19 protein-coding genes, 1 tRNA gene and 2 pseudogenes are annotated in these 22,979 nt (G+C 60.9%); 19 read left to right on the forward strand and 3 right to left on the reverse strand.

Annotated elements, in window-relative coordinates; translation table 11 throughout:
* The first annotated feature begins 8 nt into the window (after nucleotides 1-8).
* The 8 genes from araD (at nucleotide 9) to FEZ63_RS25445 (ending at nucleotide 8,729) form a co-directional block, all read left to right on the forward strand.
* Nucleotides 9-1,742: an L-arabinonate dehydratase gene (gene araD, locus FEZ63_RS03865; RefSeq protein WP_150942302.1), complete on the forward strand. Its 1,734-nt coding sequence runs from the start codon at nucleotides 9-11 to the stop codon at nucleotides 1,740-1,742.
* A gap of 7 nt (nucleotides 1,743-1,749) precedes the next feature.
* On the forward strand, nucleotides 1,750-2,556 hold the full coding sequence (locus FEZ63_RS03870) for an HpcH/HpaI aldolase family protein (protein WP_150942303.1): 807 nt from the start codon (nucleotides 1,750-1,752) through the stop codon (nucleotides 2,554-2,556).
* Nucleotides 2,557-2,563: 7 nt separating this feature from the next.
* Nucleotides 2,564-3,463, forward strand: coding sequence for an aldose 1-epimerase (locus FEZ63_RS03875; RefSeq protein WP_150942304.1), 900 nt, complete (start codon nucleotides 2,564-2,566; stop codon nucleotides 3,461-3,463).
* Nucleotides 3,460-4,341 carry an SMP-30/gluconolactonase/LRE family protein gene (locus tag FEZ63_RS03880; RefSeq protein ID WP_150942305.1) on the forward strand — a complete coding sequence of 294 codons (882 nt, stop codon included), beginning with the start codon at nucleotides 3,460-3,462 and terminating at the stop codon, nucleotides 4,339-4,341. Before FEZ63_RS03875 ends, FEZ63_RS03880 begins: the two co-directional genes overlap by 4 nt.
* Before the next feature lie 14 nt (nucleotides 4,342-4,355).
* Nucleotides 4,356-5,120, forward strand: a complete 765-nt coding sequence (locus FEZ63_RS03885; protein WP_150942306.1) for an SDR family NAD(P)-dependent oxidoreductase — start codon at nucleotides 4,356-4,358, stop codon at nucleotides 5,118-5,120.
* A 7-nt stretch (nucleotides 5,121-5,127) separates the two neighbouring features.
* Nucleotides 5,128-7,143, forward strand: coding sequence for an alpha-glucosidase (locus FEZ63_RS03890; protein ID WP_150942307.1), 2,016 nt, complete (start codon nucleotides 5,128-5,130; stop codon nucleotides 7,141-7,143).
* A gap of 406 nt (nucleotides 7,144-7,549) precedes the next feature.
* Nucleotides 7,550-8,005, forward strand: a complete 456-nt coding sequence (locus FEZ63_RS26150; protein WP_162419660.1) for a tetratricopeptide repeat protein — start codon at nucleotides 7,550-7,552, stop codon at nucleotides 8,003-8,005.
* Nucleotides 8,006-8,288: 283 nt separating this feature from the next.
* Nucleotides 8,289-8,729 carry a hypothetical protein gene (locus FEZ63_RS25445; protein WP_244622627.1) on the forward strand — a complete coding sequence of 147 codons (441 nt, stop codon included), beginning with the start codon at nucleotides 8,289-8,291 and terminating at the stop codon, nucleotides 8,727-8,729.
* Here FEZ63_RS25445 and FEZ63_RS03905 read toward each other — a convergent pair.
* Together FEZ63_RS03905 and FEZ63_RS03910 are read right to left on the reverse strand one after the other, a co-directional pair.
* Complete coding sequence (locus FEZ63_RS03905; RefSeq protein WP_150942308.1) at nucleotides 8,699-10,474, reverse strand: adenylate/guanylate cyclase domain-containing protein; 1,776 nt, start codon at nucleotides 10,472-10,474, stop codon at nucleotides 8,699-8,701. The two genes, FEZ63_RS25445 and FEZ63_RS03905, sit on opposite strands and share 31 nt — an antisense overlap.
* A gap of 981 nt (nucleotides 10,475-11,455) precedes the next feature.
* Nucleotides 11,456-12,154: pseudogene (locus tag FEZ63_RS03910) on the reverse strand (IS256 family transposase); the annotation flags it as partial.
* 106 nt (nucleotides 12,155-12,260) lie between these two features.
* On the opposite strand from FEZ63_RS03910, the gene FEZ63_RS03915 reads away from it, so the two are divergent.
* On the forward strand, nucleotides 12,261-12,602 hold the full coding sequence (locus tag FEZ63_RS03915) for a hypothetical protein (protein WP_150942309.1): 342 nt from the start codon (nucleotides 12,261-12,263) through the stop codon (nucleotides 12,600-12,602).
* A 172-nt stretch (nucleotides 12,603-12,774) separates the two neighbouring features.
* Here FEZ63_RS03915 and FEZ63_RS03920 read toward each other — a convergent pair.
* Nucleotides 12,775-12,873: transfer RNA gene (locus FEZ63_RS03920), tRNA-OTHER, on the reverse strand.
* A 1,249-nt stretch (nucleotides 12,874-14,122) separates the two neighbouring features.
* Between FEZ63_RS03920 and FEZ63_RS03925 the strand changes: the two genes are divergently transcribed.
* The 10 genes and pseudogenes from FEZ63_RS03925 to FEZ63_RS03970 all read left to right on the forward strand — a co-directional run bounded on the left by FEZ63_RS03925 (nucleotide 14,123) and on the right by FEZ63_RS03970 (nucleotide 22,702).
* Nucleotides 14,123-14,518: a hypothetical protein gene (locus tag FEZ63_RS03925; protein WP_150942310.1), complete on the forward strand. Its 396-nt coding sequence runs from the start codon at nucleotides 14,123-14,125 to the stop codon at nucleotides 14,516-14,518.
* Between the two features lie 133 nt (nucleotides 14,519-14,651).
* A complete protein-coding gene (locus FEZ63_RS03930) occupies nucleotides 14,652-15,518 on the forward strand; it encodes a zinc metalloprotease (protein WP_150942311.1) in 867 nt (288 codons plus the stop codon).
* A 42-nt stretch (nucleotides 15,519-15,560) separates the two neighbouring features.
* Nucleotides 15,561-16,184 (forward strand): annotated as a pseudogene (locus FEZ63_RS25885) (isochorismatase family protein).
* Nucleotides 16,185-16,233: 49 nt separating this feature from the next.
* Entirely contained in the window at nucleotides 16,234-16,674 is a 441-nt protein-coding gene (locus FEZ63_RS03940; protein ID WP_150942312.1) for an ester cyclase, read from the forward strand.
* 22 nt (nucleotides 16,675-16,696) lie between these two features.
* Nucleotides 16,697-17,296 (forward strand): NADPH-dependent F420 reductase, encoded by a 600-nt coding sequence (locus FEZ63_RS03945; RefSeq protein WP_244622615.1) that lies wholly within the window; start codon nucleotides 16,697-16,699, stop codon nucleotides 17,294-17,296.
* 424 nt (nucleotides 17,297-17,720) lie between these two features.
* Nucleotides 17,721-18,527: a FadR/GntR family transcriptional regulator gene (locus tag FEZ63_RS03950; protein ID WP_150942313.1), complete on the forward strand. Its 807-nt coding sequence runs from the start codon at nucleotides 17,721-17,723 to the stop codon at nucleotides 18,525-18,527.
* Nucleotides 18,524-19,513 carry a sialic acid TRAP transporter substrate-binding protein SiaP gene (locus FEZ63_RS03955; protein ID WP_150942314.1) on the forward strand — a complete coding sequence of 330 codons (990 nt, stop codon included), beginning with the start codon at nucleotides 18,524-18,526 and terminating at the stop codon, nucleotides 19,511-19,513. The genes FEZ63_RS03950 and FEZ63_RS03955 overlap by 4 nt, the downstream gene beginning before the upstream one ends.
* A 114-nt stretch (nucleotides 19,514-19,627) precedes the next feature.
* Nucleotides 19,628-20,203 carry a TRAP transporter small permease gene (locus FEZ63_RS03960; RefSeq protein WP_150942315.1) on the forward strand — a complete coding sequence of 192 codons (576 nt, stop codon included), beginning with the start codon at nucleotides 19,628-19,630 and terminating at the stop codon, nucleotides 20,201-20,203.
* Between the two features lie 46 nt (nucleotides 20,204-20,249).
* A complete protein-coding gene (locus FEZ63_RS03965) occupies nucleotides 20,250-21,656 on the forward strand; it encodes a TRAP transporter large permease (protein WP_150942316.1) in 1,407 nt (468 codons plus the stop codon).
* The gene (locus tag FEZ63_RS03970; protein ID WP_150942317.1) at nucleotides 21,653-22,702 is read left to right on the forward strand and encodes an L-idonate 5-dehydrogenase; all 1,050 of its coding nucleotides are present in this window, start codon (nucleotides 21,653-21,655) and stop codon (nucleotides 22,700-22,702) included. The genes FEZ63_RS03965 and FEZ63_RS03970 overlap by 4 nt, the downstream gene beginning before the upstream one ends.
* Nucleotides 22,703-22,979 lie beyond the last annotated feature (277 nt).

Below are 22,979 nucleotides of genomic sequence, written 5' to 3' on the forward strand. Positions count from 1 at the left end.
GACTCCGAATGGCACGTCGAGCACTCGAGGAACTTCGCAGCCAGCGCTGGTTTGCATCGGACGACATGCGCGGCTTCTCGCACCGCCAGCGCACCCAGCAGATGGGCATGCGGCGCGAGGAGTTTCTCAACAAGCCGGTGGTCGCCATCCTCAATACGTGGAGCGACCTGAGCCCTTGCCACGCGCATTTGCGCGAGCGCGCGGAGGCGGTCAAACGTGGAATCTGGCAGGTGGGCGGTTACCCGGTCGAGTTGCCGGCCCTGTCTGTCGGTGAGGTGATGGTGAAGCCGACCACCATGCTCTATCGCAACCTGCTCGCCATGGAGGTGGAAGAAATCCTGCGTTCGCATCCGGTCGATGGCGCGGTGCTCCTCGGCGGTTGCGACAAGTCCACCCCGGGACTCTTGATGGGTGCGATCAGCATGGATATCCCGGTGATCTATTGTCCGGCCGGACCCATGTCGAACGGGCAGTGGCGCGGTCAAAAGACGGGCGCCGGGACGCATACCAAGAAGTACTGGGACGAGCTTCGGGCCGGCAACATATCGCCTCAGGACTGGGTCGACCTCGAGAGTCGGATGACCCGTTCCATCGGCACCTGCAACACCATGGGTACGGCTTCCACGATGACGTCCATCGTCGATGCCATGGGCCTGACCCTTCCCGGAGCATCGTCCATTCCCGCCGCCGACAGCGGTCATACGCGCATGGCGTCGGCCTGCGGCGCCCGCATCGTCGAGATGATCTGGGAAGATCTCAAGCCGTCGCAGATCATCGATGCGAGGAGCTTCCGAAACGGCCTTGTCGCCTACATGGCGCTCGGCGGCTCGACCAACGCCGCCGTCCACCTCGTCGCCATGGCGCGCCGGGCCGGCGTCCCTCTGAACCTGGACGACATGTCGGAGATGGCCGGCAAGGTCCCGGTCTGCGCCAACCTCTTCCCATCTGGCGAATATCTGATGGAGGACTTCTATTTCGCGGGCGGCCTGTTGGCCTTGCTAAAAAAACTTGAGTCGCACCTCGAGCCGAATGCGCTGACGGTAAACGGCCGGAATCTTGGCGAAAATCTCGTCGGCGCCGATTGCTGGAACGATGACGTTATCCGCGACCCCTCCAATCCCGTCGTCCCGCTCTCGCGGGGAAAGACCCTTGCGGTGCTACGCGGCAATCTCGCGCCGAACGGCGCGGTCATGAAGTCGTCCGCGGCCAACCCGCGTTTCCTGAAGCACGCCGGTCCCGCCATCGTGTTCGACAGTCCTGCGGCGATGAACGCTGCGATCGATGATCCCGACCTCGACGTCACGGAAGACAGCGTGCTGGTGCTGCGCAATGCAGGTCCGGTGGGTGCACCGGGCATGCCGGAATGGGGCAATCTGCCGATCCCGAAGAAGCTCCTGAAGCAAGGCATTCGCGATATGGTTCGCATCTGCGACGGGCGCATGAGCGGCACCCATTACGGGACATGCATTCTCCACGTATCGCCAGAGGCTGCCGTGGGCGGTCCGCTCGGCTTGCTCAAGACCGGCGACCTCGTGGAACTGGACGTTGAAGCTGGCCGCCTCGACATGCGGGTTGATGTGGCCGAACTGGAGCGCCGCAGGGCGGAGTGGAAGCCGACCGCTCCCGTCTACCGACGCTCCTTTGCGGCTTTGTACCAGCGCCATGTCTCGCAGGCCGATGAAGGCTGCGACTTCGACTTCCTGAGCGCGCCCGGACCGGTAGCGGAACCAGCAATTTATTGAGGATGCCATGATCGATATCGAGAACCGCTTCAAACGTTGGCTGGCAGGCGAGGGGCCGCGTCCGCCCTTGGGAACCTGGTTGATGGCGGCAGCGCCGGCAACGGCGGAGGCCATGGGTTATGCCGGTTTCGACTTTCTCGTCGTCGACATGGAGCACGTGCCCATCGAAGTGTCGGACCTCACGCATATCCTGCGCGCGATCGGGTGCACGCCGGCTGATGCGGTGGTGCGCCTTGCGTGGAACGACCAGGTGCTCATCAAGCGCGTTCTCGATGCGGGCGCTCAGACCATCATGGTGCCCTTCGTGCAAACGGCCGAAGAGGCGCGCCAGGCTGTTTCCTTCGCCAAATACCCGCCCGAGGGCGTGCGGGGCGTGGCGGCCGTCCATCGCGGATCGCGCTTCGGGCGAGCAACGGATTACCTCAAGCGAGCCAATGGCGAAGTCGCGGTGATCGTCCAGCTCGAAACCCCCGATGCAATCGAGCGGCTGCCGGAAATCGCGGCGGTTCCAGGTGTCGATGGCCTCTTCGTCGGCCCGGGCGATTTGTCGGCCGCCATGGGTCATATCGGCAATATAACTCACCCCGACGTACAGGCGCTGATCCAGAAGGCCGCGAAGGCCTCCCGTGCAGCCGGAAAGCCCGTGGGTATCGTCGGGCCCAACCCCGACATGGTTCGTCGCTTCCTCGATTACGGTTACGACTTTTCCGCCGTCGCTTCCGATATCGCCATGATGACCGGCCGGGCATCCGACTGGCTCGGTACCTTGCGGGGAGAGCGTGTTCTAGCCGCCGCGCCCGCCGCGGCGTATTGAGGTCGTGATGGCGCCTTGCCCGGTCGTGACCCTCAGAAGCGGTGCGTTGAAGGTCGATTTAGCCCCGTCGATCGGCGGCGCAATCGCGGGGTTCTGGCACAACGGAACGCCGCTGATGCGCGAGACGCCGGACGAAGCGTTCCGCCAACGGCTTGTTCGCCAAACCAGCAGCTATCCCCTCATTCCTTATTCAAACCGGATCGCGCATGGCCGGTTTTCATTCCAGGGCATCGCCCATCAGCTCGCGTTGAATTTCGGTGATCATCCGCATTCCATCCATGGCAATGCGTGGCAGAACCCGTGGCAGGTTGATGAAGCGGGCGATACGCATTGCCGCCTTTCATTCCTTCATCGTCCATTGGGAAGCGACGCAAAGGCATGGCCTTTTGCGTATCGCGCCGAGCAAGTCTTCGCGCTTTCTCCCGACGGTCTGATGATCACCCTTCTAGTGGAAAACATGGACCATCGGGCGATGCCGGCCGGTCTCGGGCTGCACCCGTTTTTTCCCAAACGGTCAGGTGTTCGGCTGAAGTTCTGGGCCGGCTATGTGTACCAAATCGGGCCGGATTCGCTTCCCGCCGCATGTATCCCGGTGCCAGCCGAATGGGATTACCGTGTCATGCGCGATGTGGACGAACCAGGTCTCGACAATTGCTTCGAGGGTTGGGACGGGAAGGCCGAGATCCTGTTCGAGCAGGAGGGCATTCTCCTCCGACTTGATGCAGATCCTGTCTACGGCCACCTCGTCGTGTATGTGCCGCCTAGGCGTGATTTTTTCGCCGTCGAGCCGGTCACTCATCTAAACGATGCAATCAACCGTCCCGACATCGTCCGTCACGGGTTGCATGTGCTTCAACCTCGCGAGCTGTTGACCGGTACGGTCAGGTTCGGTGTGGAGGTCCAATGACCTTCATCGTAGCGCTCAATCATCGCGCCGAACTCGGTGAATGCCCGTTATGGTCCGTGGAGGAGCAGGCTCTCTACTTCGTAGATATCAAGGGCAGGGCGCTGCACCGTTTCGAGCCGCGTGCCGAGAAACATGTTGCGATCCAGATGCCCGAGGAGATCGGCTGCATCGGGTTCAAGAAAGGCGGCGGTTTTATCGCCGGCTTTCGCTCGGGCCTCTGGCTCCTCGACGAGAAGGGTGCCCGCCAGCAGAAGCTTGCCGACAATCCCGAGGACCAGACTCAAAGCCGATTCAACGACGGACGCGTCGATCCTGCGGGGCGATTTCTTGCGGGCACGATCGACGAGCCGAAACTAGGCGGCAGGGCGCATCTGTATCGCTACGACGCCCGCGGTCTTTCCGTGCTGGCGGAAGGGCTTCTCACATCGAATGGCGTCGCCTTTTCGCCGGACGGACGCACGCTCTATCATGCCGATACGCCGACCTTCACAATCTGGCGCTATGCCTACGATCCCGCTACCGGCGACGCCACGGGTCGCACCTTGTTCGCGCGGCTTTCACCGACGGAAAGCGATCGCGGCCGGCCTGATGGCGCGGCTGTCGATGCGCAAGGATGCTACTGGACGGCGCTCTTCGAGGGAGGCCGGATTCGGCGCTACTCCCCCGATGGAGTCCTTCTCGCCGAATTTCCGGTTCCGGCTCGCTGCCCTACGATGGTTGCCTTCGGCGGGCCCAATCTCAAGACGCTGTATGTGACCTCGGCGAGTACGAGCCGTCCTGCCGACGAACTCGCGGCCTTGCCCCATTCGGGCAGCCTGTTTTCCATGAGAGTCGAGGTGCCCGGCCTTCCAGAACATCGTTTTGATCCTGCCGTTTGACGCACGAGGTTCCGATGCCCTTCGACTATCAAACAGTTCAGTATCGCTCCCTGCAAAGGCGCGCGGTGGCGATCACCGGCGGCGCCTCGGGCATCGGCGAGGAGATTGTGAAGGCCTTCGTGGCGCAGGGAGCGCGCGTTTCGTTGATCGATATCGATGCTGAAAAAGGCGCGGCCCTGGCTTCAGAAACGGGCGCTTCGTTCCACATTTGCGATGTGACTGATATCCAAGCCCTGCGGGAAAGCCTGGCTCGTGTCGAGCATGAGCACCATGGCATCGATGTTCTCGTGAACAACGCGGGTAAGGACGATCGCCATGATATGGAGGAGGTCGAGCCGGATGACTGGCGACGCGCTCTGGCGCTCAATCTCGATCATCTGTTTTTTGCCACGCAGGCGGTCTCGAAAGGGATGGCAAGAGCAGGTCACGGCTCCGTCATCATGCTGGGCTCCGTTTCCTGGATGCGGGGCCGCCCCGGTATGGTCGGCTACACCACCGCAAAGGCAGCCATCAATGGCATGACTCGCACACTGGCCCGCGAACTCGGTTCTTCAGGCATCCGAGTCAACTGCATCGTGCCAGGCGCTATTTTGACTGACCGGCAGGAAAAGCTCTGGCTCACACCGGAGCTCAACCAGCAATTCCTCGATCTTCAAGCCCTGAAGTTCCGTCTGGACGCGAGCCATGTTGCGAAGGTTGCCCTTTTTCTCGGATCCGATGAAAGCGCCGGCTGTTCGGGTGCCAATTTCATCGTCGATGCCGGCCTGACGCAGAACTGAGCGCCCCATGCAGATCCAGACCTATCCCGACGGTTTCGACCTTCTGCTCGATGGCAGGCTCGTTCTTCGCCACCGCAGCGATGCTCCCTGTCTTTTTATCGGCCAGGGCGACGCGCGCATGGACATGTACCGGGGGAATTTCGACATTGAGGATTACGTCATCGAACGTACGCCGCTTTCTCACGCGGAGGTGTCAGGCACCGGGGATGAGTTCGAGGTTTCTCTCTGCGCGGCGCCTGGTCAACCGGCTCGCCTCACTCTTGTGATCTCAGGCAGTCATTGTGACGGAGTCATCTTCTTCAATTCTCTGGACCCGTCAATCAATCGGATATGGCTCCGTGTCGTCGCCGGAAAGAACGAACATGTCTGGGGCGGTGGCGAACAGATGTCGTATTTCGATTTGCGGGGACGCCGTTTCCCGCTCTGGACCTCGGAGCCGGGTGTCGGGCGTGACAAGACGACGGAGATCACCTTCAAGGCAGATGTCGCCGGAAAGGCGGGCGGTGACTACTGGAACACCAATTATCCGCAGCCGACCTATGTCTCATCTCGGCGCTACGCGCTGCATGTGGAAACAACCGCGTATTCTGCGTTCGATTTCAGACAGGCGGGCTTTCATGAAATCGAGGTTTGGGCGGTGCCGGACCGCATCGAGCTAACGGCCCGGCCGAGCTTCCCAGGTTTGGTCGAGGCGATCTCCGAGCGCTTCGGTCGACAGCCACCCCTTCCTGAGTGGCTTTATGGCGGCGCTGTCATCGGCCTCAAGGACGGCTCGCGATCCTTCGATCGGCTCGAAACAATGATTGCAGCCGGAGTCAAGATCTCCGGCCTCTGGTGCGAAGACTGGGTTGGCCTGCGCCATACATCGTTCGGGGCGCGGCTGTTCTGGGACTGGCAGGCGAACGAGGACCGATACCCTGGTTTGCCTCAGCACATCGCAGAGCTGGCAAGCCGGGGCATTCGGTTCCTCGGCTATGTGAATCCGTATCTTGCCATCGACGGCCCGCTTTTTTCGGAAGCGGATGCTGCGGGTTATTTTGCGATGGACGACAAGGACAAGACAGCACTCGTGGATTTCGGCGAATTTGAGTGCGGCGTCGTTGACTTCACCAATCCGGAAGCGGCGGAATGGTTCGCCGAGCGCGTGATCGGCCGTAACATGATCGACTTCGGCCTCTCGGGATGGATGGCCGATTTCGGCGAGTACCTTCCTCTGGACGTCCACCTGGCCAACGGGGTTGATGCGAAGTTGATGCACAACGCCTGGCCAACGCTTTGGGCCGAAGTGAATGCGCGCGCGGTCGAGAAACGAGGGAGAACCGGCGATATCCTGTTCTTCATGCGAGCCGGATTCACAGGCGTTCAGAAATATTGCCCGCTGCTGTGGGGAGGCGATCAATCTGTGGATTTCACGCGTCACGACGGTCTCGTCACGGTCATCTCGGGCGCGCTGTCCTCCGGACTCCTCGGCAACGCTTATCATCATTCGGATGTCGGCGGTTACACGAGCCTTTTTGGAAATGTTCGAACCGCGGAACTCATCATGCGATGGGCCGAAATGGCCGCCTTCACTCCTGTCATGCGCACTCACGAAGGCAACCGTCCGCGCGACAATCTGCAACTCGATCAGGATCCCGAAATTCTGGCGCATTTCGCCCGCATGACTCAGGTCTATGTGCATCTGGTGCCCTACTTGAAGTTCCTAGTCGCGGAGGCGTCCACCCGCGGTCTCCCGGTGCAGCGGCCTCTGTTTCTCCATTTCGAGGCCGACGCCCGCACCTATGCGATCCAGGATGTCTATCTCTACGGCCCGGACCTCCTGGTTGCCCCTGTGTGGCAGTCGGGCAAGACCGAATGGAGCACCTACCTCCCGGAAGGATCGGATTGGATTCATGTCTGGTCTGGCCGCACCTTCGCGGGTGGGCGGGAGGCAACGGTTGCTGCCCCCTTCGGCCAGCCGCCAGTGTTCCACCGTGCCGGAAGCCGGTTCGCGGAGTTGTTTGCTGGGTTGAGGAACCTGTAAGTCATGTCGCTTGCGGAGCTCGTTGGATTCCTGATGCTGACGGGGGCAGCGCTATTTCAGCGACGGGTTCACCAAGGACATCATCGTCAAGCTGTCCCGGTTCCGCCAGTTGGCCCTGGTCTCGGGCAGCACCTCCTTCCGGTTTCGCGACGCCGATGTTAGAGCCCTTGCCGAGCACCTAGGCGTGCAGTTCGTCCTCAAAAGCAGCGTGCGAAGACGGGGCCGGCAGCTCCGAATCTCCTGCGAGCTCCTCGACACACTCTCTGGCGAACACATCTGGACCGAGCGCTTCGGCTATCTCGAGCTCGAATAGTTCCGGGACATCGATGCCTCCGACGCGATCCTGGAGCGTGCCTTCGAGACGGCGCAGAAGGCCAACGCCCTGGCACCGAATGATCCCGTCCGAGTGAGCATCCTGGGCTGGATTCACCTGTACCGACGGGAGTTCGACCTTGCCGAGCAGTACTACCAGCGCGCCCTGGATCTCAATCCGAACGATCCCGAGCAGATCGCATACGTCGGCGTCCTGAAGACGGTTCTGGGCGAGCCGGATCAGGCCCTCGCGGGCCTCGAGCAGGCACGGCTCCTGGACCCGTTCTTCGGTCCATCCTGGTACTGGCCGCTTCAGGGCATGGCACACTTCATCGGCCATCATACGAACCGGCCGTTTCCGCGCCGAGCCGGTCGGCCACAATGCCCGTGTGGGTCAAGGCTTGCTTGGCTGTGGCGCATGCGCTTGCAGGCACGATCGGGAAATCCCGGGAGCTTGCCCCGCAGGTGCCTCGGGATGCGCCGACATTCTCGTCATCCGGTTTCGTCGGCAAGGAGCCGTACCGCCGCCTTAAGGACAGCGAAACCCTGATGTCATGTTGCGATCTGCCCCGTGACCCTTTCGCCACGGGGCCAGGCTTCCTGTAAACTGGCCGGAACGCACAGGAGGATGGCCTCTGGCATCCGGCTTCCTTGGCCCTGGCGAGGGCAGGACCGTCAGGCTCGGCACCATCGATCTGAATCCCGTGGAGTCCGATGGCTGTTGTCGGATTCAAACGGTACCCGAGCGAGCCGCCATCGCGTACCTCGACGGAGAAACCGCCCGACAGCGTTATCCAGGGGAGTGGCTTGGGGACTTCAAGGAGGAGGGCGGCTTGGCGGTCTCTATTGAAGTCGGCGGCCTGGGTGTGGCGGTGCGGGAGATCAATGGCGTTGTACTGGGCACAAGAGGCCATGTGAGCTTAGCGCCCGACCGGACCAATGGCGTCATCCTGAACTTCGTTGCAGCTCCGACGCAATCCGGACAGGTATGCCGATTGGAAGCCGGACAGCATTCCGGAAAGAAGCCGAACACCGTTCCAATCAATTTCCGGACACTTCGATCATCGGACGATCCCGAGATCAACCGCAGCTACGGCATGATGGCGCATGACGGCGTCGGCATCCTGTCGGCGCGCTCGGGCAAGCCCAGGGACAAGGCCAAGGTCGAGAATGGCCTTCGCTTTGCCGGACCTGCATTCCCGGACGGCTGCGGCACCAGACTGTTTTCCCGGCCGAGCTTCGTTTATGGCCATGGCGGCTCCTCCAGAGCCTGACGAACCGCCCCATCGATCTCTTCGGCCCAGACTGGATTGAACCTGGTAATGCTCTGGATCAGATCGCCACCAGGGTCGCTTGCCCGGAGGGCAGAGGCGGCGGACCGGGCTTGCTGCCTGTCGCCGAGCGCGGCACAACAGATAACCACGAGCTTCAGGGCAGGGTGCCAATCCGGGCGCAGGGACAGCGCTCGCCGGGCGGTGCCGAGCGCCTGCCGAGGCTCGCCCGCGAAGAAGTAGGCCAGGGCAAGAAAGAACAGCCAACTGAAGTTCTGGGGGTCGAAAGGAGAGAGCCTCAGCCCGTGTTCCAGAGGGGCGATGGCCTCCTTGGGCCCACCGGCATAGAGATGCGCGACTCCGAGGACGAGGTAGCCGAGAGCAAAGCTCGGACTCAGGGCGACGGCGCGTTGCGCCGCCTGAAGGGCCGTCTCGACCTCGCCTCCGAAGACATGCGTGACCGCGACCGCATAGTGGGAGTAGGGGTTCCGCTCGTCCAACTGAACGGCTTGGAGACTGACCATCATGCCATGGCGTAGGCTTGCGTCCGGATCGCCGCTCCAGCCGTAAGCGGCCAATCCGGCCTCTACGCGGGCCAGCCAGAGATATCCGTCCGCCGAGTCCGGCTCCGCCTCGATCGCCTTGAGGAAAAGCTCGCGCGCGCGGCGGTGCGACTCGGGCCTGATCTTGTGGAACTCCCACATGCCGCGCCGAACGAGATCCCAGACCGTCATGCTCTGGGGGCGCTCGGCACCCCTTTGCCCCTCCTTCTTGAGGAGTTCGGGCTCAATGGCGCCGGCGACCTCCTCGGCGATCTGATCCTGAAGCGCGAGGATGTCACCGACCTCGCGGTCGTACCGCTCCGCCCAGATGGAGCCGCCGGTCTCGGCCTCGGTGAGTTGGGCCGAGACGCGGACACAGGAGCCGCTGCAGCGCACGCTGCCGCTGAGGACGTAACGGACGCCCAACCGGCGGGCGACCTGCTCGGTCTCGAGGGCCTTGCTCTTGAAGGCAAAGGAGGAGTTGCGGGCGGTGACGAACAGCCACCGGGTTTTCGCCAGGGCCGTGATGACGTCATCCGTGATTCCGTCGGCGAAGTACTCCCGTTCGGAATCGCCGCTCAGGTTGGTGAAGGGGAGCACGGCGATGGACGGCTTGTCGGTGTGATCCGGACCTGGGCGGGCTGCCTTCGGCTCGTGGGCCGAGATGTTTCCACCGCGCAAGGCATAGACGTGCACGGGACGGGCAATGTTCTTGAGACGCTGCTCGCCGCGGTCCTCGAAGGGCAACGACAGCTTGCCCTCGAGCTCGTCGAATACCTTGCCCGAGATGCAGATGCCGCCGGGATCGGCGGTGCCTTCCAAACGGACCGCAATGTTCACGCCGTCTCCCAGGATGTCCTCGTCCTCACCGACGAGGACATCGCCCAGGTTGATGCCCATGCGGAGACGGATCGTCTCGTTCCCCGGGTCGTGCCCGGCGGGATCGGCGATTGCGGTCTGGGCCTCGACCGCGCACAGCACGGCCTCGACCGGACTGGCGAACTCCAGGAGCGCCCCATCGCCCATGGTCTTGACGAGGCGTCCACGATGCCGCGCGGCGGCTGGCTCAATGATCCCCGACAGGATTGCCCGAATGGCCGAGGCCGCGGCTTCCTCGTCCACCTCCATGAGCCGGCACGAGCCCACCACGTCGGCTGCCAGAATGGCGGCCAGTCGGCGCCGGGATTTGGGACGCAGATCAGGCATGGGCGTGTCCGCCCTCTCGCGCACGAGCAGTTTGCGCCCATCCTCGGCTTGGGTCTACCCGTCTAACGGGAGGCTGCCGCACGGGCCCTTCATACCCCGGATGCTCACTTCAAAAGGCCGGCGCTTGCTCATAGCCTGATGCCGTCCGATGAGCCTGCTCCGAGTTAGATGCGTAATCTTGCACGACAGGATTGGGAGCAGGGAAAGGTTCCCGTGCGTACAGCGACCGGGTCAGGGGACCACTCCGCGTCTCAGGCCCGCAGGAGGTCGAGATCGTTGGCGAAGTTACAATGGGAGTAACGGTCGAAGATTGGGGTCTCAACCTCGATCAGGCAAAGGCGATCTTCTACCTCCGCTGCCGACAGTAGCAAGTTCCATATAGGGTTTATCGGAATTACCGGCGGTAGTTCGCCGGAAGTTCATTTCCGGGCGGTCCCTCGTACCCTTCAATGACTATGACGTTCAGGTCAGCCTTGCCTTGGCGAAGCGCTCCCAGCAGCTCGGGCCCAACTTGTCTTTCCGATGCGAGTAGATGTCGTGGGCTTGGATTGGCAGCGGCAGGCTGGCGGCGAGACAACGGCCACGGCGGCTCTTGACAACATACGCCTCTCCCTCACGGGCCCCAGCTTCCCTTGGATCCAAGCCCCGGCTTCTTCCCGCGTGCTCCATAAGGGAGCACCACCAGAGCGACGGCGCACTTGACGAACCCCGCTTTCAAGTGCCACGGGGCCCCGGCCGTCACGAGCCCAGATCATCGTGGTCGTGATAGGGCGCAGCCGATGGGAACCAACTACGCCCCTGCACCGCTCATTGGACAGGGATTGTTGCTGCGCTCGCTGGTGACTTTACCGCATCGGCTTGGAGTGTGAGCGCTGGTTTTACCTCGACGGGGATATTGCGCAGCACCTGATGGCCATGGATCAACCACTTACCGACATCATGGTCATACGCGAAAGCCACGCTGACCTGGAACGGCTGGCTCACAGCGGTGATCGCCTCCGGAAAGCCCTTCAGGCCGTCGACGACGGCCAGCCGGATATCATCGACGCCGCGGTTCTTGAGCTCGTTCATCACCCGCAGCCAGAACTTGGCGCCTTCATCCGTCCGAGCCATAGACCGAGCACCTCCTTTGCGCCATCGGCGCCGACGCCCAGCGCGATATAGATAGCTTTGTTGCGGACCATCCCTTCGTCGCGGATCTTGACTCGGATCGCTTCTAAGAAAATGAGCGGATAAACCGGATCGAGCGGCCGCTGCTGCCAGGTGGCGACTTCATCGAGCACAGCGTTCGTCGCCGTGCTGGTCAGATCCGGCGACACGTCGATGCCTACAGTTCCTGCAGGTGCCCGGTGATCTCCCGGGTACTCATCCCGCGCGCATACATTGACACGACCTTGTCGTCGAAACCGACAAAGCGGCGCTGATATTTAGCGATCAGCTGCGGGTCGAAGCTCGACTGGCGATCGCGGGGATGTCGATCTCCAGCTTGCCCGTCTCGGTCGTCCGGCCGTAGCCGTTGCGCGTATTGCCGGCGCCGACGTCGCAGCGAAATGATGATCCATCTCCGCGCTCAAGGCCCGCTCGGTCAACGCCTTCTTTAGCGTTTTCAGCAGACCGGCTCGCTCTAATGCGGCACTGGCGGCCACCCGCCAGCAGCTGGTCGAGAAGCTCATTCGGTATTTCAGGCTCTTGCGTCGGGACATACTGGGACCCTTCTTACCCATTATGCCCGCCCGCACACGGAAATCCTGACAAGCCCCATCGGTGGATGCGATGAGAGCATCATATGCCGACGAGTCAAAACCCCATCGTTGAATGGCCCAGAGAACTTTATGGCCTGCTGGAGGGCATGCAGATCGCTACCGGCAGAGATGACAAGCGCTATTGCCGTATGGACGTCGACGTGGACCCTAACATCCTGTTCCTTCTCAACGACTTCGAAGCGCGGGTGCGGCATCGCCAAGTCCGGGTCAGACCATCAGGTTGTGCCGAGTGCCTTGTGAGTGAGATGAATGGGCTTGTTGGCCTCGGTGCAGCGTCCGATCCGACCCGTCACATTGGCAAAGTCCGTATCAGCTTTCACGACATTCAAGATGATAGCTGCGTTGATGCAGCACCTCAGATGTGAGGTACCATAACTCCCCATGCACTGCTCTCGTTTGTGCCGTCCTCTTCGGAAGCCTGCCGGAGCCCGAGGCGGCGTCTATGCAGCTCGAGTGGCTGTGGGTGCTGTCAGGATGGTAATTCGCGGAAGGCCCTTAATGGAGCAGGCCGGGTCGGGATCTCTCACGGTAGTCGAGTAGGGACGGAGGGATTCGAACCCCCAAGTTCACAAGATCGAGGCCTGCGTCACGCGATGGGCCTAGTTCCAGTGCGTCTACCAGTTCCGCCACGCCCCTATGCCGGTCTCAGTAACCACAGTCCCGGGCGGGAGACTCCGACGCAACCGAACAGTCTCCGGAATAGCTTGCGGTCAGAAGCGGCCTCGGATTGCTGCTCCTTCGATTGAACCTCGCTTAGGATTTTGGGGAGTAGCTCAGCGGTAGAGCGTTGGGGTCCAACTTCAGAGAGGCAGTGTTCAAGTCCTGCCCCCGTCTAACGAACTGCCGAATTCGCGGAACTGCCTATAGGGAACCTGGCTCGCGCGCGAGACGCAACCGTGCGGCCGTTTTATCGGGCAGGAGGGCGGACCCGCGCGACATATCGAAAGACCCAGAGCGGTACTCATGGAGCTTTGCAGGGTGTGCCTCTCAGGCCAGAATTGAGAAGGCGACTTTGTAGCAGGCATCGAACGCTCCCGCCCTGGATTGCGCGAGCGCATCGATGAAAAAGCCCGTCAGATTGTTCCGACCCTGGCTCAAATCCTGATCGAGGAAGCCCGTACGGAAAGGGGAGTCAAAGCCGCTCAAGCTGCGCGAGAACGGGAAGCCGACGATAAGCTAGACGAGCACATCCAACACTTTCTGCGCCGAAAACTCCGGCCTTCGTAGGGGCTTCATGAACCTGAGACGGCGACGCACAGGACTGCCGAAACCCAGCCCTGCCGAGGGGCTCCAATCCTCTCGCAAATCGCGAGGACGCTGCCGCACTCAACAGGCCTGCAGCGAGCCTTCCAATTTGCTGTTTCGTTGGCATCTGCCACGTTCAAAGCTCGAACGCGTTAGCAGCAGCAGTAAAAACTCGACTGAAGGCAAATGGCGGCTGTTTTGCTGCCGAAAGTTCTCATGCTATGCTTGTATCAAGAGCGACCGTCGGGAAGGATCCCAGATGACGCGCTTCTTTTTTTACCTTAGTAGCCGGTTCCGAATCGGGGTGGTCTTACTGCCAATTGTGGCGGGGGGAGCTCCGGCTGCTGCAGCTGAGGGGGCCACAATGCCGGGCGAGCAGCCTCCATCAGTAGACCCCGCTGCGGCCGCCATCACCCAGGTGAACCCAAGGCCCCTCCAATTGCGTCCCACTCTCAGTGATCTCGCGCGTTCGGCACCATTGGTGTTCCGCGGCAGGGTCTCCGAGCAGGCAAGTGCGCGTGATCCGCGCGGTATAATTATCACGCGTACCCGGTTCGAGGTCGACGAGGTGCTGATTGGGGGCCCCGAGACGCGTTCTGTAACGCTCACGACCCTTGGAGGAAGGGTTGGGAATGAGGTGATGACGGCCAGCCACGTTCCGCGTTTTTTGCCCGGGCCCACCTATATCGTCTTTGCGGAATCCGGCCGTCCTATGAACGCCACCTCCATCCGCTTTGCGGAGCCGGGCCGGGCTATGGGTGAGAATGGCGTATTCATCGTCGACGCCGCGCGCAACATCGTCCGGACCGCAACGGATCGCATCGTTCTCGGGGTGGAGGACGGAGACCTGCGCCTCGGACCCTTCCTGCCGGCAAACGGGACTGACCCCAGATCAAGAGCCGGCAGCGAACGGGCGCCGACCATCTCCGAAGGAATCACCGCCGCAGAGACGGCAGCGGTTCCGGAACAGCGGCAGCCCGCGGTGACACCGGAGGAGTTCGTGAGGGCCATCCGGGCGCTCGGCGCCGCTCGCTAATGTCCGACTGCTGACGAAGGAGGAGGTTATGACCCGATTCTGGGCGGGCGCGTTGGGTGCGGTGCTCAGCCTGATCGGCATCGCCGATGCCCAAGCTTTCGTGGTTTGCGGGTTCCACGAGCGGCCTTTCATTATGCGCGCCATCTTCTGGAACTCTGAGTTCTGGGTCGACATGGTCGCGAACGAGGCGGGCAAATGGAATGCTGTACATCCGGTCGTGTCTGTTGACCGGGAGCGCCGGTCAACAGTGCCGACCGGACGCGACAACCTCAACGTGATCTCCTGGCTCTCGGATGCCTCATTGCAGTCTGCCTACGGCGAGGCTTGGGGCACGAGCGTCGGGATCACGCTCATTTGGAGCGACGGCGAATGCGGCCGAATTGTCGAAGCAGACATGATATTCAATCCGAGCATCACGCTCTTCACCTCACAGCGGCAGGTTCCGTACTCCCTCGGCTTTCAAGAGATCGCGCTGCATGAGCTTGGGCATGCGCTGACCCTTGATCATGAGGAGACGACGCCGGCCGTAATGACGGACGGGGTCGCTGTGAGCAACGTGCTCTACACCCAGGACAAGGTCGGGTGGTTCCGCTCGGCGCAGTTCCGGTTCTCGCCCCAGGATAAGAGCGACATGGGGATTTTCCCGCTGCGCGCCGCCGGTGGCGCGAAGCGATACGCCACAATCAGCCCTTCGACGGTTGCGGCAGGTTCGACGTTTACGGTGCGTGACATCTCGGTCGAGAACCTGAGCTCCGGCATCACCTTTCCTAACCCCCAGTTCAGGGCATTTCTGGTCCCGATATCGGGCGCTTTCATAACGACATTGGGGACGTTCAACTGGGCCAGCTTCTGCGGGTTCTGCAGCTGGGGCGGAAATCTCACGTTCAGTGTGCCGGCCGGCCTCACCCCCGGCCAGTACCGATTTTGGATTGAACTCAGTGGCTCAGACAACGATCTCAGCAACAACGTCGCTCAAATCGGGCTTGTCACAGTCCCATGACGTTGGCGAGATGGCCAGAAGCGACATGCCCCATCCGACCCCCTGAAGAACGGTCTGAACGCTCTGATTACCCCAGACGAGTCGGTCCTGATCCTGATCGATCACCAAACGTTCCAATTCGCCAACCTCCACAGCCACGAGCCGATGATGATCGTGAACAATGTCGTTGGCCTCGCGAAGGCCGCGAAAGCTTTCAACGTGCCGACGATTCTGACCACAGTGGTGGAGGGCCGCGGCGGAAGGCTCATCCAGGGCTTGCAGGACGTCTTTCCGGAGCAGAAGCAATACCTGGGAAGACGACCGGGTCGTTGACGTGGTGAAACAGACTGGCCGCAAGAAACTCGTCATGGCAGCGCTCTGGACTGAAATCTGTCTCGCCATGCCTGCCATCCAAGCCGCCGGTGAGGGATACGAAGTCTATGCCGTCACCGACGCTTCAGGAGGCGTTGGCGTCGAAGCCCATGAGATGGGAGTCCGCCATGCTGATGGCCGGCGTGGTGCCGATGAACTGGCTGGCGGTCGCAAGCGAATGGCAACGCGACTGGGCTCGCCAGGACTCGGCCAAAGGCGCTCGGCGAGACCGTTCTCCCTCATACCGGCGCGACCGGCACCGCATTTGCATGGGAACTGCAACTTCTCGGCCAGAAGACGGGGTCGGCAGCCTGACCGCCACTATTCACGGGACACAGCATTCTTCAACCGCGAGAGACAGATCATGTCCGATATCAGTGCCACTGAAGCCGCGAAAGCTATCGTTCGGCGGAATACCGAGGAAGTGCAAGGCGGCGGGAACTTCGAGCTGTTCGAGGAACTCTTCGCCGACGATTTCCTCGACCATACGCCTCAGCCAGGCCGGACGCCGGACAAGGCCGGCGCGCGAGAACTGTACAAAGTCCTGCGCCCGGCGTTCCCGGATTTTCATGCCGAAATCCATTGGCAGCTTGCCGATGGAGATCGCGTGACGACGTACAAGACTTATCACGGCACGCACAAAGGGGACTTCTTCGGCATTGCCCCAACAGGCCGCAAAATTGCGTTCGAGACGGTCAATATCATGCGTGTGCGGGACGGCAAGATTGCCGAGCATTGGGGTGTGGCCAACCTTTTCTCGCTCATGCAGCAACTCGGCGCGCTGCCGGATACGCCGAAGTCTTAACCCAGCATCACGGAACATCGCCATGACCATCGGGATCATCGGAGCAGGCAGTATCGGCTTGGCCGCCGCAAAGACGCTCGCGCGAACCGGCATTGCCGCAATCATAGCCAACAGCCGCGGGCCTGACTCACTTATAGAGGCCATCAGGCCTTTGGGCCCGACAATCAAGGCGGGCACGCGCGAAGAAGCCGCGAGCGCCGACATCGTCTTTATCGCCGTCAACTGGTCGAAACTGCCGGCGGCCGTTGCCGATCTGCCACCCTGGAGCGGAAGGATCGTGATCGACGCCAACAATCCCGTTGAGGCGCCGCTGTTCAAGCCGATCGATTTGCAGGGTCGGGTGTCGAGCCAGGTCGTGGCAGACCTGGTCAGCGGCGCGCGTCTTGTAAAGGCGTTCAACCATCTGCGAGTTGAAATTCTGGCGAACGATCCACGATCAGATGGCGGCCGTCGGGTGCTGTTCTACTCTGGCGATGACAATACCGCGAAGGCAGAAGTCGCCGCGTTGATCGACCGCATCGGCTTTGCGGGCATTGACCTTGGGTCGCTTGAAGTCGGTGGCAAACTCGCTCAATTTCCCGGCGGACCATTGCCGAACCAGAACCTCGTCAGGATCGGATGATGGGATTGGTGGTCTTCGCAGTGGGTTGATAGCAACCGGCAGAGGTTCTCTCATCAAAGGGAGGAGTAAGTCCGGCCGCGGAGGTCGGCGCGGTCCACCCGCTGTCTGCGGGCATGGCTGTTCACGATCCTCAGGACTGCCCGGCTCGACATGGACAGCCCCGACGCCAACCACCAATGAATTCAATCGCGAACCGCCTCGGCTGTGAACTCTGGGCCGTTATCTGACCCTCCGAGAACTAGCTGTGCGGGAGGTCTGTTTTGCTCTGCCGAATATTTTCGGCGCAAAGTGGAATCATACCTGTTATCGCAACTTGACACACATCGGCTACTGCGTTTCTCTTTCTGGTAAATTGGACTGACCAATTAAAGAAGAGCAGCCGCGACAAGCGGCTCAGGATGGGAGCGACCGTAGGAGAGGGACCTTGCCACTCAAGGCCGTTGAACCGCGTCGGCTCTATCGGCAAATTGCCGAGCACCTGCGCGAGCTGATCAATAACGGTGAATTTCCGATCGGCGGAAGGCTACCCTCCGAGCGCGAACTCGCGGAGACGCTCCACGTCTCACGGCCGAGCGTGCGAGAGGCGCTTATTGCGCTTGAAGTCGAAGGGCTTGTTCGCATCAATGTCGGCTCTGGGATCTATGTCCTGGCCACCTCGGGAAGCTCATCGCCAAGGTGGGCCGCCGGTGTGCCGCCCGGTGGACCTTTCGAGATTCTGCATGCACGTGAGATCATCGAAGCTTCGGTCGCAAGCGAAGCCGCCCTGCTTGCCGGCCCCAAACACATCGAAGCGATCGATCGGGTGTTGTCGCGAATGGATGAAAGCGGGGCGCCTAACGACGAATGGATCGCGCTTGATCGAGAGTTTCACGTGACGATTGCGGCAGTGCTCGAGAACGAGGTGCTGGTCCGTTTCGTCGGACAGCTCTTTGATCAGCGCATCAACCCTTATTTCGAACGCCTGGCCAGCTACTTCGAGGACGACAGCACTTGGCGCCGAGCGCTCGCAGAGCATCGCGCGATCCGTGCCGCCATCGCCGCCGGCGACCCTGAATCGGCGCGCTTTGCGATGCGGCATCATTTGCAGCTTTCGCAGGAACGCTTCTCACGAGGTTTCGGCGAGCCGGTCAAGCCGCCATCCGATGCGGGCAAGACCCGACCCGCTGCTCGCAGTCGAGCGGCCGATCCGCGAGATCTGCACATCAAAGCCCAGAGGAGGAAGCAAATATGACTGCAAAATGGCCCGTACTCGTTGCCGCAGCACTGAGCCTCTCGATCACGGCCGGCGCAGCCGAGGCTCAGACAAAGTTGAAATGGGCGCATGTCTACGAGACATCCGAACCGTTCCACACCCAATCGGTTTGGGCGAGTCAGGAAATTGCGAAGCGCACTAACGGGCGATACCAGATTGACGTCTATCCGGCCTCGCAGCTGGGCAAAGAGACGGACATCAACCAGGGGCTTTCACTGGGTTCCGTCGACGTCATCATTTCGGGATCAAGCTTCGCGTCCCGCAGTTTCGCGCCGATCGGCGTGACCTACTATCCCTACATTTTCCGAGATGCTAACCATCTTCTGGCCTATACCAAGAGCGACGTGTTCAAGGAGCTTGCGAAGGGCTATGCGGATAAGACGGGTCATCAGATTCTGGCAGTGACCTATTACGGCGCTCGCCATACCTCGTCGAACAAGCCGATCAAGACCTGCGCTGACATGAAGGGCCTCAAGATCAGAGTGCCTGACGTGCCAGCCTACCTCGCGATGCCGCGCGCATGCGGCGCCAACACCGCGCCGATCGCTTTCGCGGAGGTGTACCTCGCGCTTCAGAACGGTACGGTCGAAGCTCAGGAGAATCCGCTGACGACGATCGAGGCCAAGAAATTCTACGAAGTGCAGAAGCACATCGCCCTGACGGGTCACATCGTCGACCATCTCAACACGGTCATCTCGTCCGGCCTGTGGAAGAAACTCTCGGACGAAGACAAGAAGATCTTCACGGATGTCGCACAGGAGGCAGCAGCCCGTGCGACCGCCGAAATTCAGGCCAAGGAAAAGGAACTCGTAGATTTCTTCAAACAGAAAGGCCTCACGGTGTCTGAGGTAGACAAGAACGACTTCAAGGAGACCGTGTTGAAGAATGTCACCTTCGAGTCATTCGGATATCGCAAGGCGGATTACGACCGGATCCAGGCCATCAAGAGCGAACCTGCTCTATAAGCCGGCTCATCACCCTGCCAGGGAAGCATTCGAGCCCTGGCAGGGACCTATTGTCGACGCACCCGTTTCATCTTCGTCGAACGTCAGCATTTGAAACATTCTGGAGAGCGGTCGATGACACCGGAGGTTCACACCAAGGTTTCGGCTGAGGAATTGGCCCACACTTTCGAGGAACAAACCCCCGAGGTCGACCTCAGTCAATACGCGATCGAAGACTGGGCGTGTCTGGTTCTGTTTTGGGTGATGGCTTTCGCTGTTTTCCTGCAGTTCTTCACCCGCTACGTGCTCAACGACTCGCTCGCTTGGACCGAGGAGATCGCCACCTATTGTCTGGTCGCTGTCGTTTTCGTCGGATCGGCCATGTGCGTCCGGCTTGGACGCCATATTCAGGTCGATCTGATCTTTCGGTACTTGCCGGCAGGCGTTGCAAGGATTCTAGCCACTGCGATCGATGCTCTGCGCACTGCCTTCTTCGCCTATGCGGCTTACCTCGTGTGGGAATTCATAAAGATCGTCGAAGGCGAGACGATGACGACGGTCATGCTGCCGAAGAACCTGATCTACGGCTGCGTTCTCGTTGGATTCGTCATGATGTTTATCAGGTCAGTCCAGGTATCTATCGAAAACTGGCGCCGTGGTTTCTCCATCCTTGAGAGACCGGAGGCCTTTGAGACAGCGTCTACAATCTGACCGCGAGCGACACCACAATTCCTGAATTCTTATTCGGACTGGGCCCATGCTGATCCTGATTGGTTCGTTTCTCGCCCTTTTGCTCCTCGGCCTGCCGGTCGCCCTGTCGATGGCAGTCTCGTCGCTGCTCTACATCACAGTGACAGGGACTGCGCCCGACGTCATCTTGGCTCAGCGCATGATTGCCGGCGTGGAGAGCTTTCCGCTTCTCGCGGTGCCGTTCTTCATCCTTGCCGGCAACCTGATGAACATCGCGGGTGTGACTGGACGCATTTATAGTTTCGCGGTCGCGCTCGTGGGCTGGATGAAGGGCGGGCTTGCCCAGGTCAACATCATAGGCTCGGTGATCTTCTCGGGCATGTCCGGCACGGCGATTGCCGATGCGGCCGGGCTCGGCACGATCGAGATCAAGGCCATGAAGGACCACGGCTACTCGACCGAATTCGCCGTCGGTGTGACCGCGGCTTCGGCCACACTCGGACCCATTATTCCGCCGTCCCTGCCGTTCGTAATCTATGGCATGATGGCGAACGTCTCGATTGGAGCGCTGTTCCTCGGCGGGGTTATCCCAGGCGTGATCATGACGCTCCTGATGATGGTGACGGTTGCCTTTTTCGCCCATAAGAACGGATGGGGCAACGATAGTCCTTTTTCATGGAGGCAACTCGGCAGCGCAGCCCTCGAAGTGACCATCGTCATGGCATTTCCCATTGCAGTCTGGTTCATGATACAGGCAGGCCTGTCAACGAACGTTGCCATCGGCCTCGCGCTTGCTGTCCTTATGGCGCTTGACTGGTATTTCGACTTTTCAGCCGTGATGGCGTTGATGGCGCCGGTGATCCTGATCGGCGGCATGACCTTGGGGCTGTTTACCCCCACGGAAGCGGCTGTCGCAGCCGTGATCTGGTCTCTTTTCCTTGGTCTCGTGCGATATCGATCCATGACAATGAGGACGCTGGCCAAAGCGACCTTTGACACGATCGAGACGACCGCATCAGTTCTGTTCATCGTGACCGCCGCTTCGATTTTTGCTTGGCTTCTCACGGTGAGCCAAGCTGCTCAGATCCTCACTGACGCGATCCTGGGCATTACCCAGAACAAATGGGTTTTCCTGCTCCTCGCGAACTTGCTGATCCTGTTCGTCGGTTGCTTCATCGACACGATCGCCGCTATCACGATCCTCGTCCCGATTCTTCTTCCGATCGTCCTCAAGCTCGGCATCGATCCGATTCATTTCGGCTTGATCCTCACGCTCAATCTGATGATCGGGCTTCTGCATCCGCCACTCGGAATGGTCCTGTTCGTGCTCGCCCGCGTCGCCAAACTCTCGGTCGAACGAACGACCGTTGCCATCTTGCCTTGGCTCATCCCTCTCCTCCTGGCGCTCATCGCAATCACCTACATACCGGAATTGACTCTCTGGCTGCCGCGAACAATGGGAGTGGCCAAATGACCAGCTCTGTCCTTTCAGCTACGCTTTTTGGGGCCGAGGACCTGCGCATGGTCGAAGGTCAGATCGCACCGCTCGACCCCGGAATGGTTCGTGTCCGCTTTGGCGCCGGGGGAATCTGCGGTTCGGACATGCACTACTTTCGGCATGCACGCACGGGCGATTTCATTCTCAAGTCCCCTTTGGTGCTCGGTCACGAGATCGCAGGTGAGATTGTGGACATCGCAGGCCCGGCACCAGGCCTGAGAGCCGGGGATCGAGTCGCGGTCAACCCATCGCGATGGTGCGGCCACTGCGCGCGATGCCGGGAAGGGCGCCCGAATTTGTGCGAGAATGTCTATTTTATGGGTTCGGCCTCGAAGACGCCGCATATGCAAGGCGGCTTTGCCACTTACTTTGACGTCGTTCCGTCTCAATGCGTGAAGGTTTCGCCCGATACATCTTTCGTGGCGGCGGCGCTAGCCGAACCACTCGCGGTGTGCCTGCACGCCGTAAGTCGGGCAGGGCCTGTGGCGGGGTGTCGAGGCATCGTGTTCGGCGCCGGTCCGATCGGTCTCCTGACTTTGCTTGCCGCGCGATTGGCGGGAATGTCGGAAATCGCTGTCGCAGACGTGGCTGCAGCTCCACTTGCCTTTGCACAGCGCCTTGGCGCCGACCATGTCGTAGACATCTCAGGCGGCGGCGATACTCTTGAGAATCTCGCTGCCATGCGGCCCTTCGATGTCGCGTTCGAAGTTTCCGGCACTGCGCCCGGCTTGTCATCGGCCATACTCAACGTTCGCCGGGGCGGCACGGTCGTGCAAATCGGCAACTTGCCGGGTGGCTTGACTTCAGTGCCTGCAAACGCGGTTATGGCTAGGGAAATCGATCTTAAGGGGTCATTCCGGTTCGGTCAGGAATTTGAGCAAGCTGTCGCCCTTATCGACGAGGGACAGATCGATGTGCTCTCGATCGTCACCGCGAAGCGGCCACTCTCAAAGGCCCCTGAGGGGTTTCGCCTGGCTCTCGATCGATCGCAGAGCGTCAAGGTCGTTCTGACGGCGCCCTGATCGCGAAGCGCGAATGCGGTCAAATGGCTGCCGTTCAAGGTATCCGCCGGCGGTCCGCCTTGGCAACGACATCGACCGGCACAAGGTCGTAAGCAATCCATCTTTCTTCGAGAGCCAACCGCTCGGATCGCGCATGCACGCCATAATCTGAGCCGAACACGCGAGGTCTTGTCATCACGCAAATAGGGGCATGGGCCGGCATCCAAACACCATCACAATTGTCGACGGGACGGCCCTTCCGCCGCCGGCTCAAGGCATCCTGCCCCGACATGCCGCT

Source organism: Microvirga brassicacearum (assembly GCF_008757455.1).
Lineage (GTDB): Bacteria > Pseudomonadota > Alphaproteobacteria > Rhizobiales > Beijerinckiaceae > Microvirga > Microvirga brassicacearum.

What these genes read in the sequence shown, in the direction of transcription:
- FEZ63_RS03915 (WP_150942309.1), top strand. Translation starts at nt 12,261, where the DNA reads ATGCCGACGAGTCAAAACCCCATCGTTGAATGGCCCAGAGAACTTTAT.
- FEZ63_RS03890 (WP_150942307.1), top strand. Translation starts at nt 5,128, where the DNA reads ATGCAGATCCAGACCTATCCCGACGGTTTCGACCTTCTGCTCGATGGC.
- FEZ63_RS03905 (WP_150942308.1), bottom strand. Translation starts at nt 10,474, where the DNA reads ATGCCTGATCTGCGTCCCAAATCCCGGCGCCGACTGGCCGCCATTCTG.
- FEZ63_RS03875 (WP_150942304.1), top strand. Translation starts at nt 2,564, where the DNA reads ATGGCGCCTTGCCCGGTCGTGACCCTCAGAAGCGGTGCGTTGAAGGTC.
- FEZ63_RS03945 (WP_244622615.1), top strand. Translation starts at nt 16,697, where the DNA reads ATGACCATCGGGATCATCGGAGCAGGCAGTATCGGCTTGGCCGCCGCA.
- FEZ63_RS03930 (WP_150942311.1), top strand. Translation starts at nt 14,652, where the DNA reads ATGCGCGCCATCTTCTGGAACTCTGAGTTCTGGGTCGACATGGTCGCG.
- FEZ63_RS03885 (WP_150942306.1), top strand. Translation starts at nt 4,356, where the DNA reads ATGCCCTTCGACTATCAAACAGTTCAGTATCGCTCCCTGCAAAGGCGC.
- FEZ63_RS03870 (WP_150942303.1), top strand. Translation starts at nt 1,750, where the DNA reads ATGATCGATATCGAGAACCGCTTCAAACGTTGGCTGGCAGGCGAGGGG.
- FEZ63_RS03970 (WP_150942317.1), top strand. Translation starts at nt 21,653, where the DNA reads ATGACCAGCTCTGTCCTTTCAGCTACGCTTTTTGGGGCCGAGGACCTG.
- FEZ63_RS03940 (WP_150942312.1), top strand. Translation starts at nt 16,234, where the DNA reads ATGTCCGATATCAGTGCCACTGAAGCCGCGAAAGCTATCGTTCGGCGG.
- FEZ63_RS03880 (WP_150942305.1), top strand. Translation starts at nt 3,460, where the DNA reads ATGACCTTCATCGTAGCGCTCAATCATCGCGCCGAACTCGGTGAATGC.
- FEZ63_RS03925 (WP_150942310.1), top strand. Translation starts at nt 14,123, where the DNA reads ATGACGGCCAGCCACGTTCCGCGTTTTTTGCCCGGGCCCACCTATATC.
- FEZ63_RS03960 (WP_150942315.1), top strand. Translation starts at nt 19,628, where the DNA reads ATGACACCGGAGGTTCACACCAAGGTTTCGGCTGAGGAATTGGCCCAC.
- FEZ63_RS03965 (WP_150942316.1), top strand. Translation starts at nt 20,250, where the DNA reads ATGCTGATCCTGATTGGTTCGTTTCTCGCCCTTTTGCTCCTCGGCCTG.
- FEZ63_RS03955 (WP_150942314.1), top strand. Translation starts at nt 18,524, where the DNA reads ATGACTGCAAAATGGCCCGTACTCGTTGCCGCAGCACTGAGCCTCTCG.
- araD (WP_150942302.1), top strand. Translation starts at nt 9, where the DNA reads ATGGCACGTCGAGCACTCGAGGAACTTCGCAGCCAGCGCTGGTTTGCA.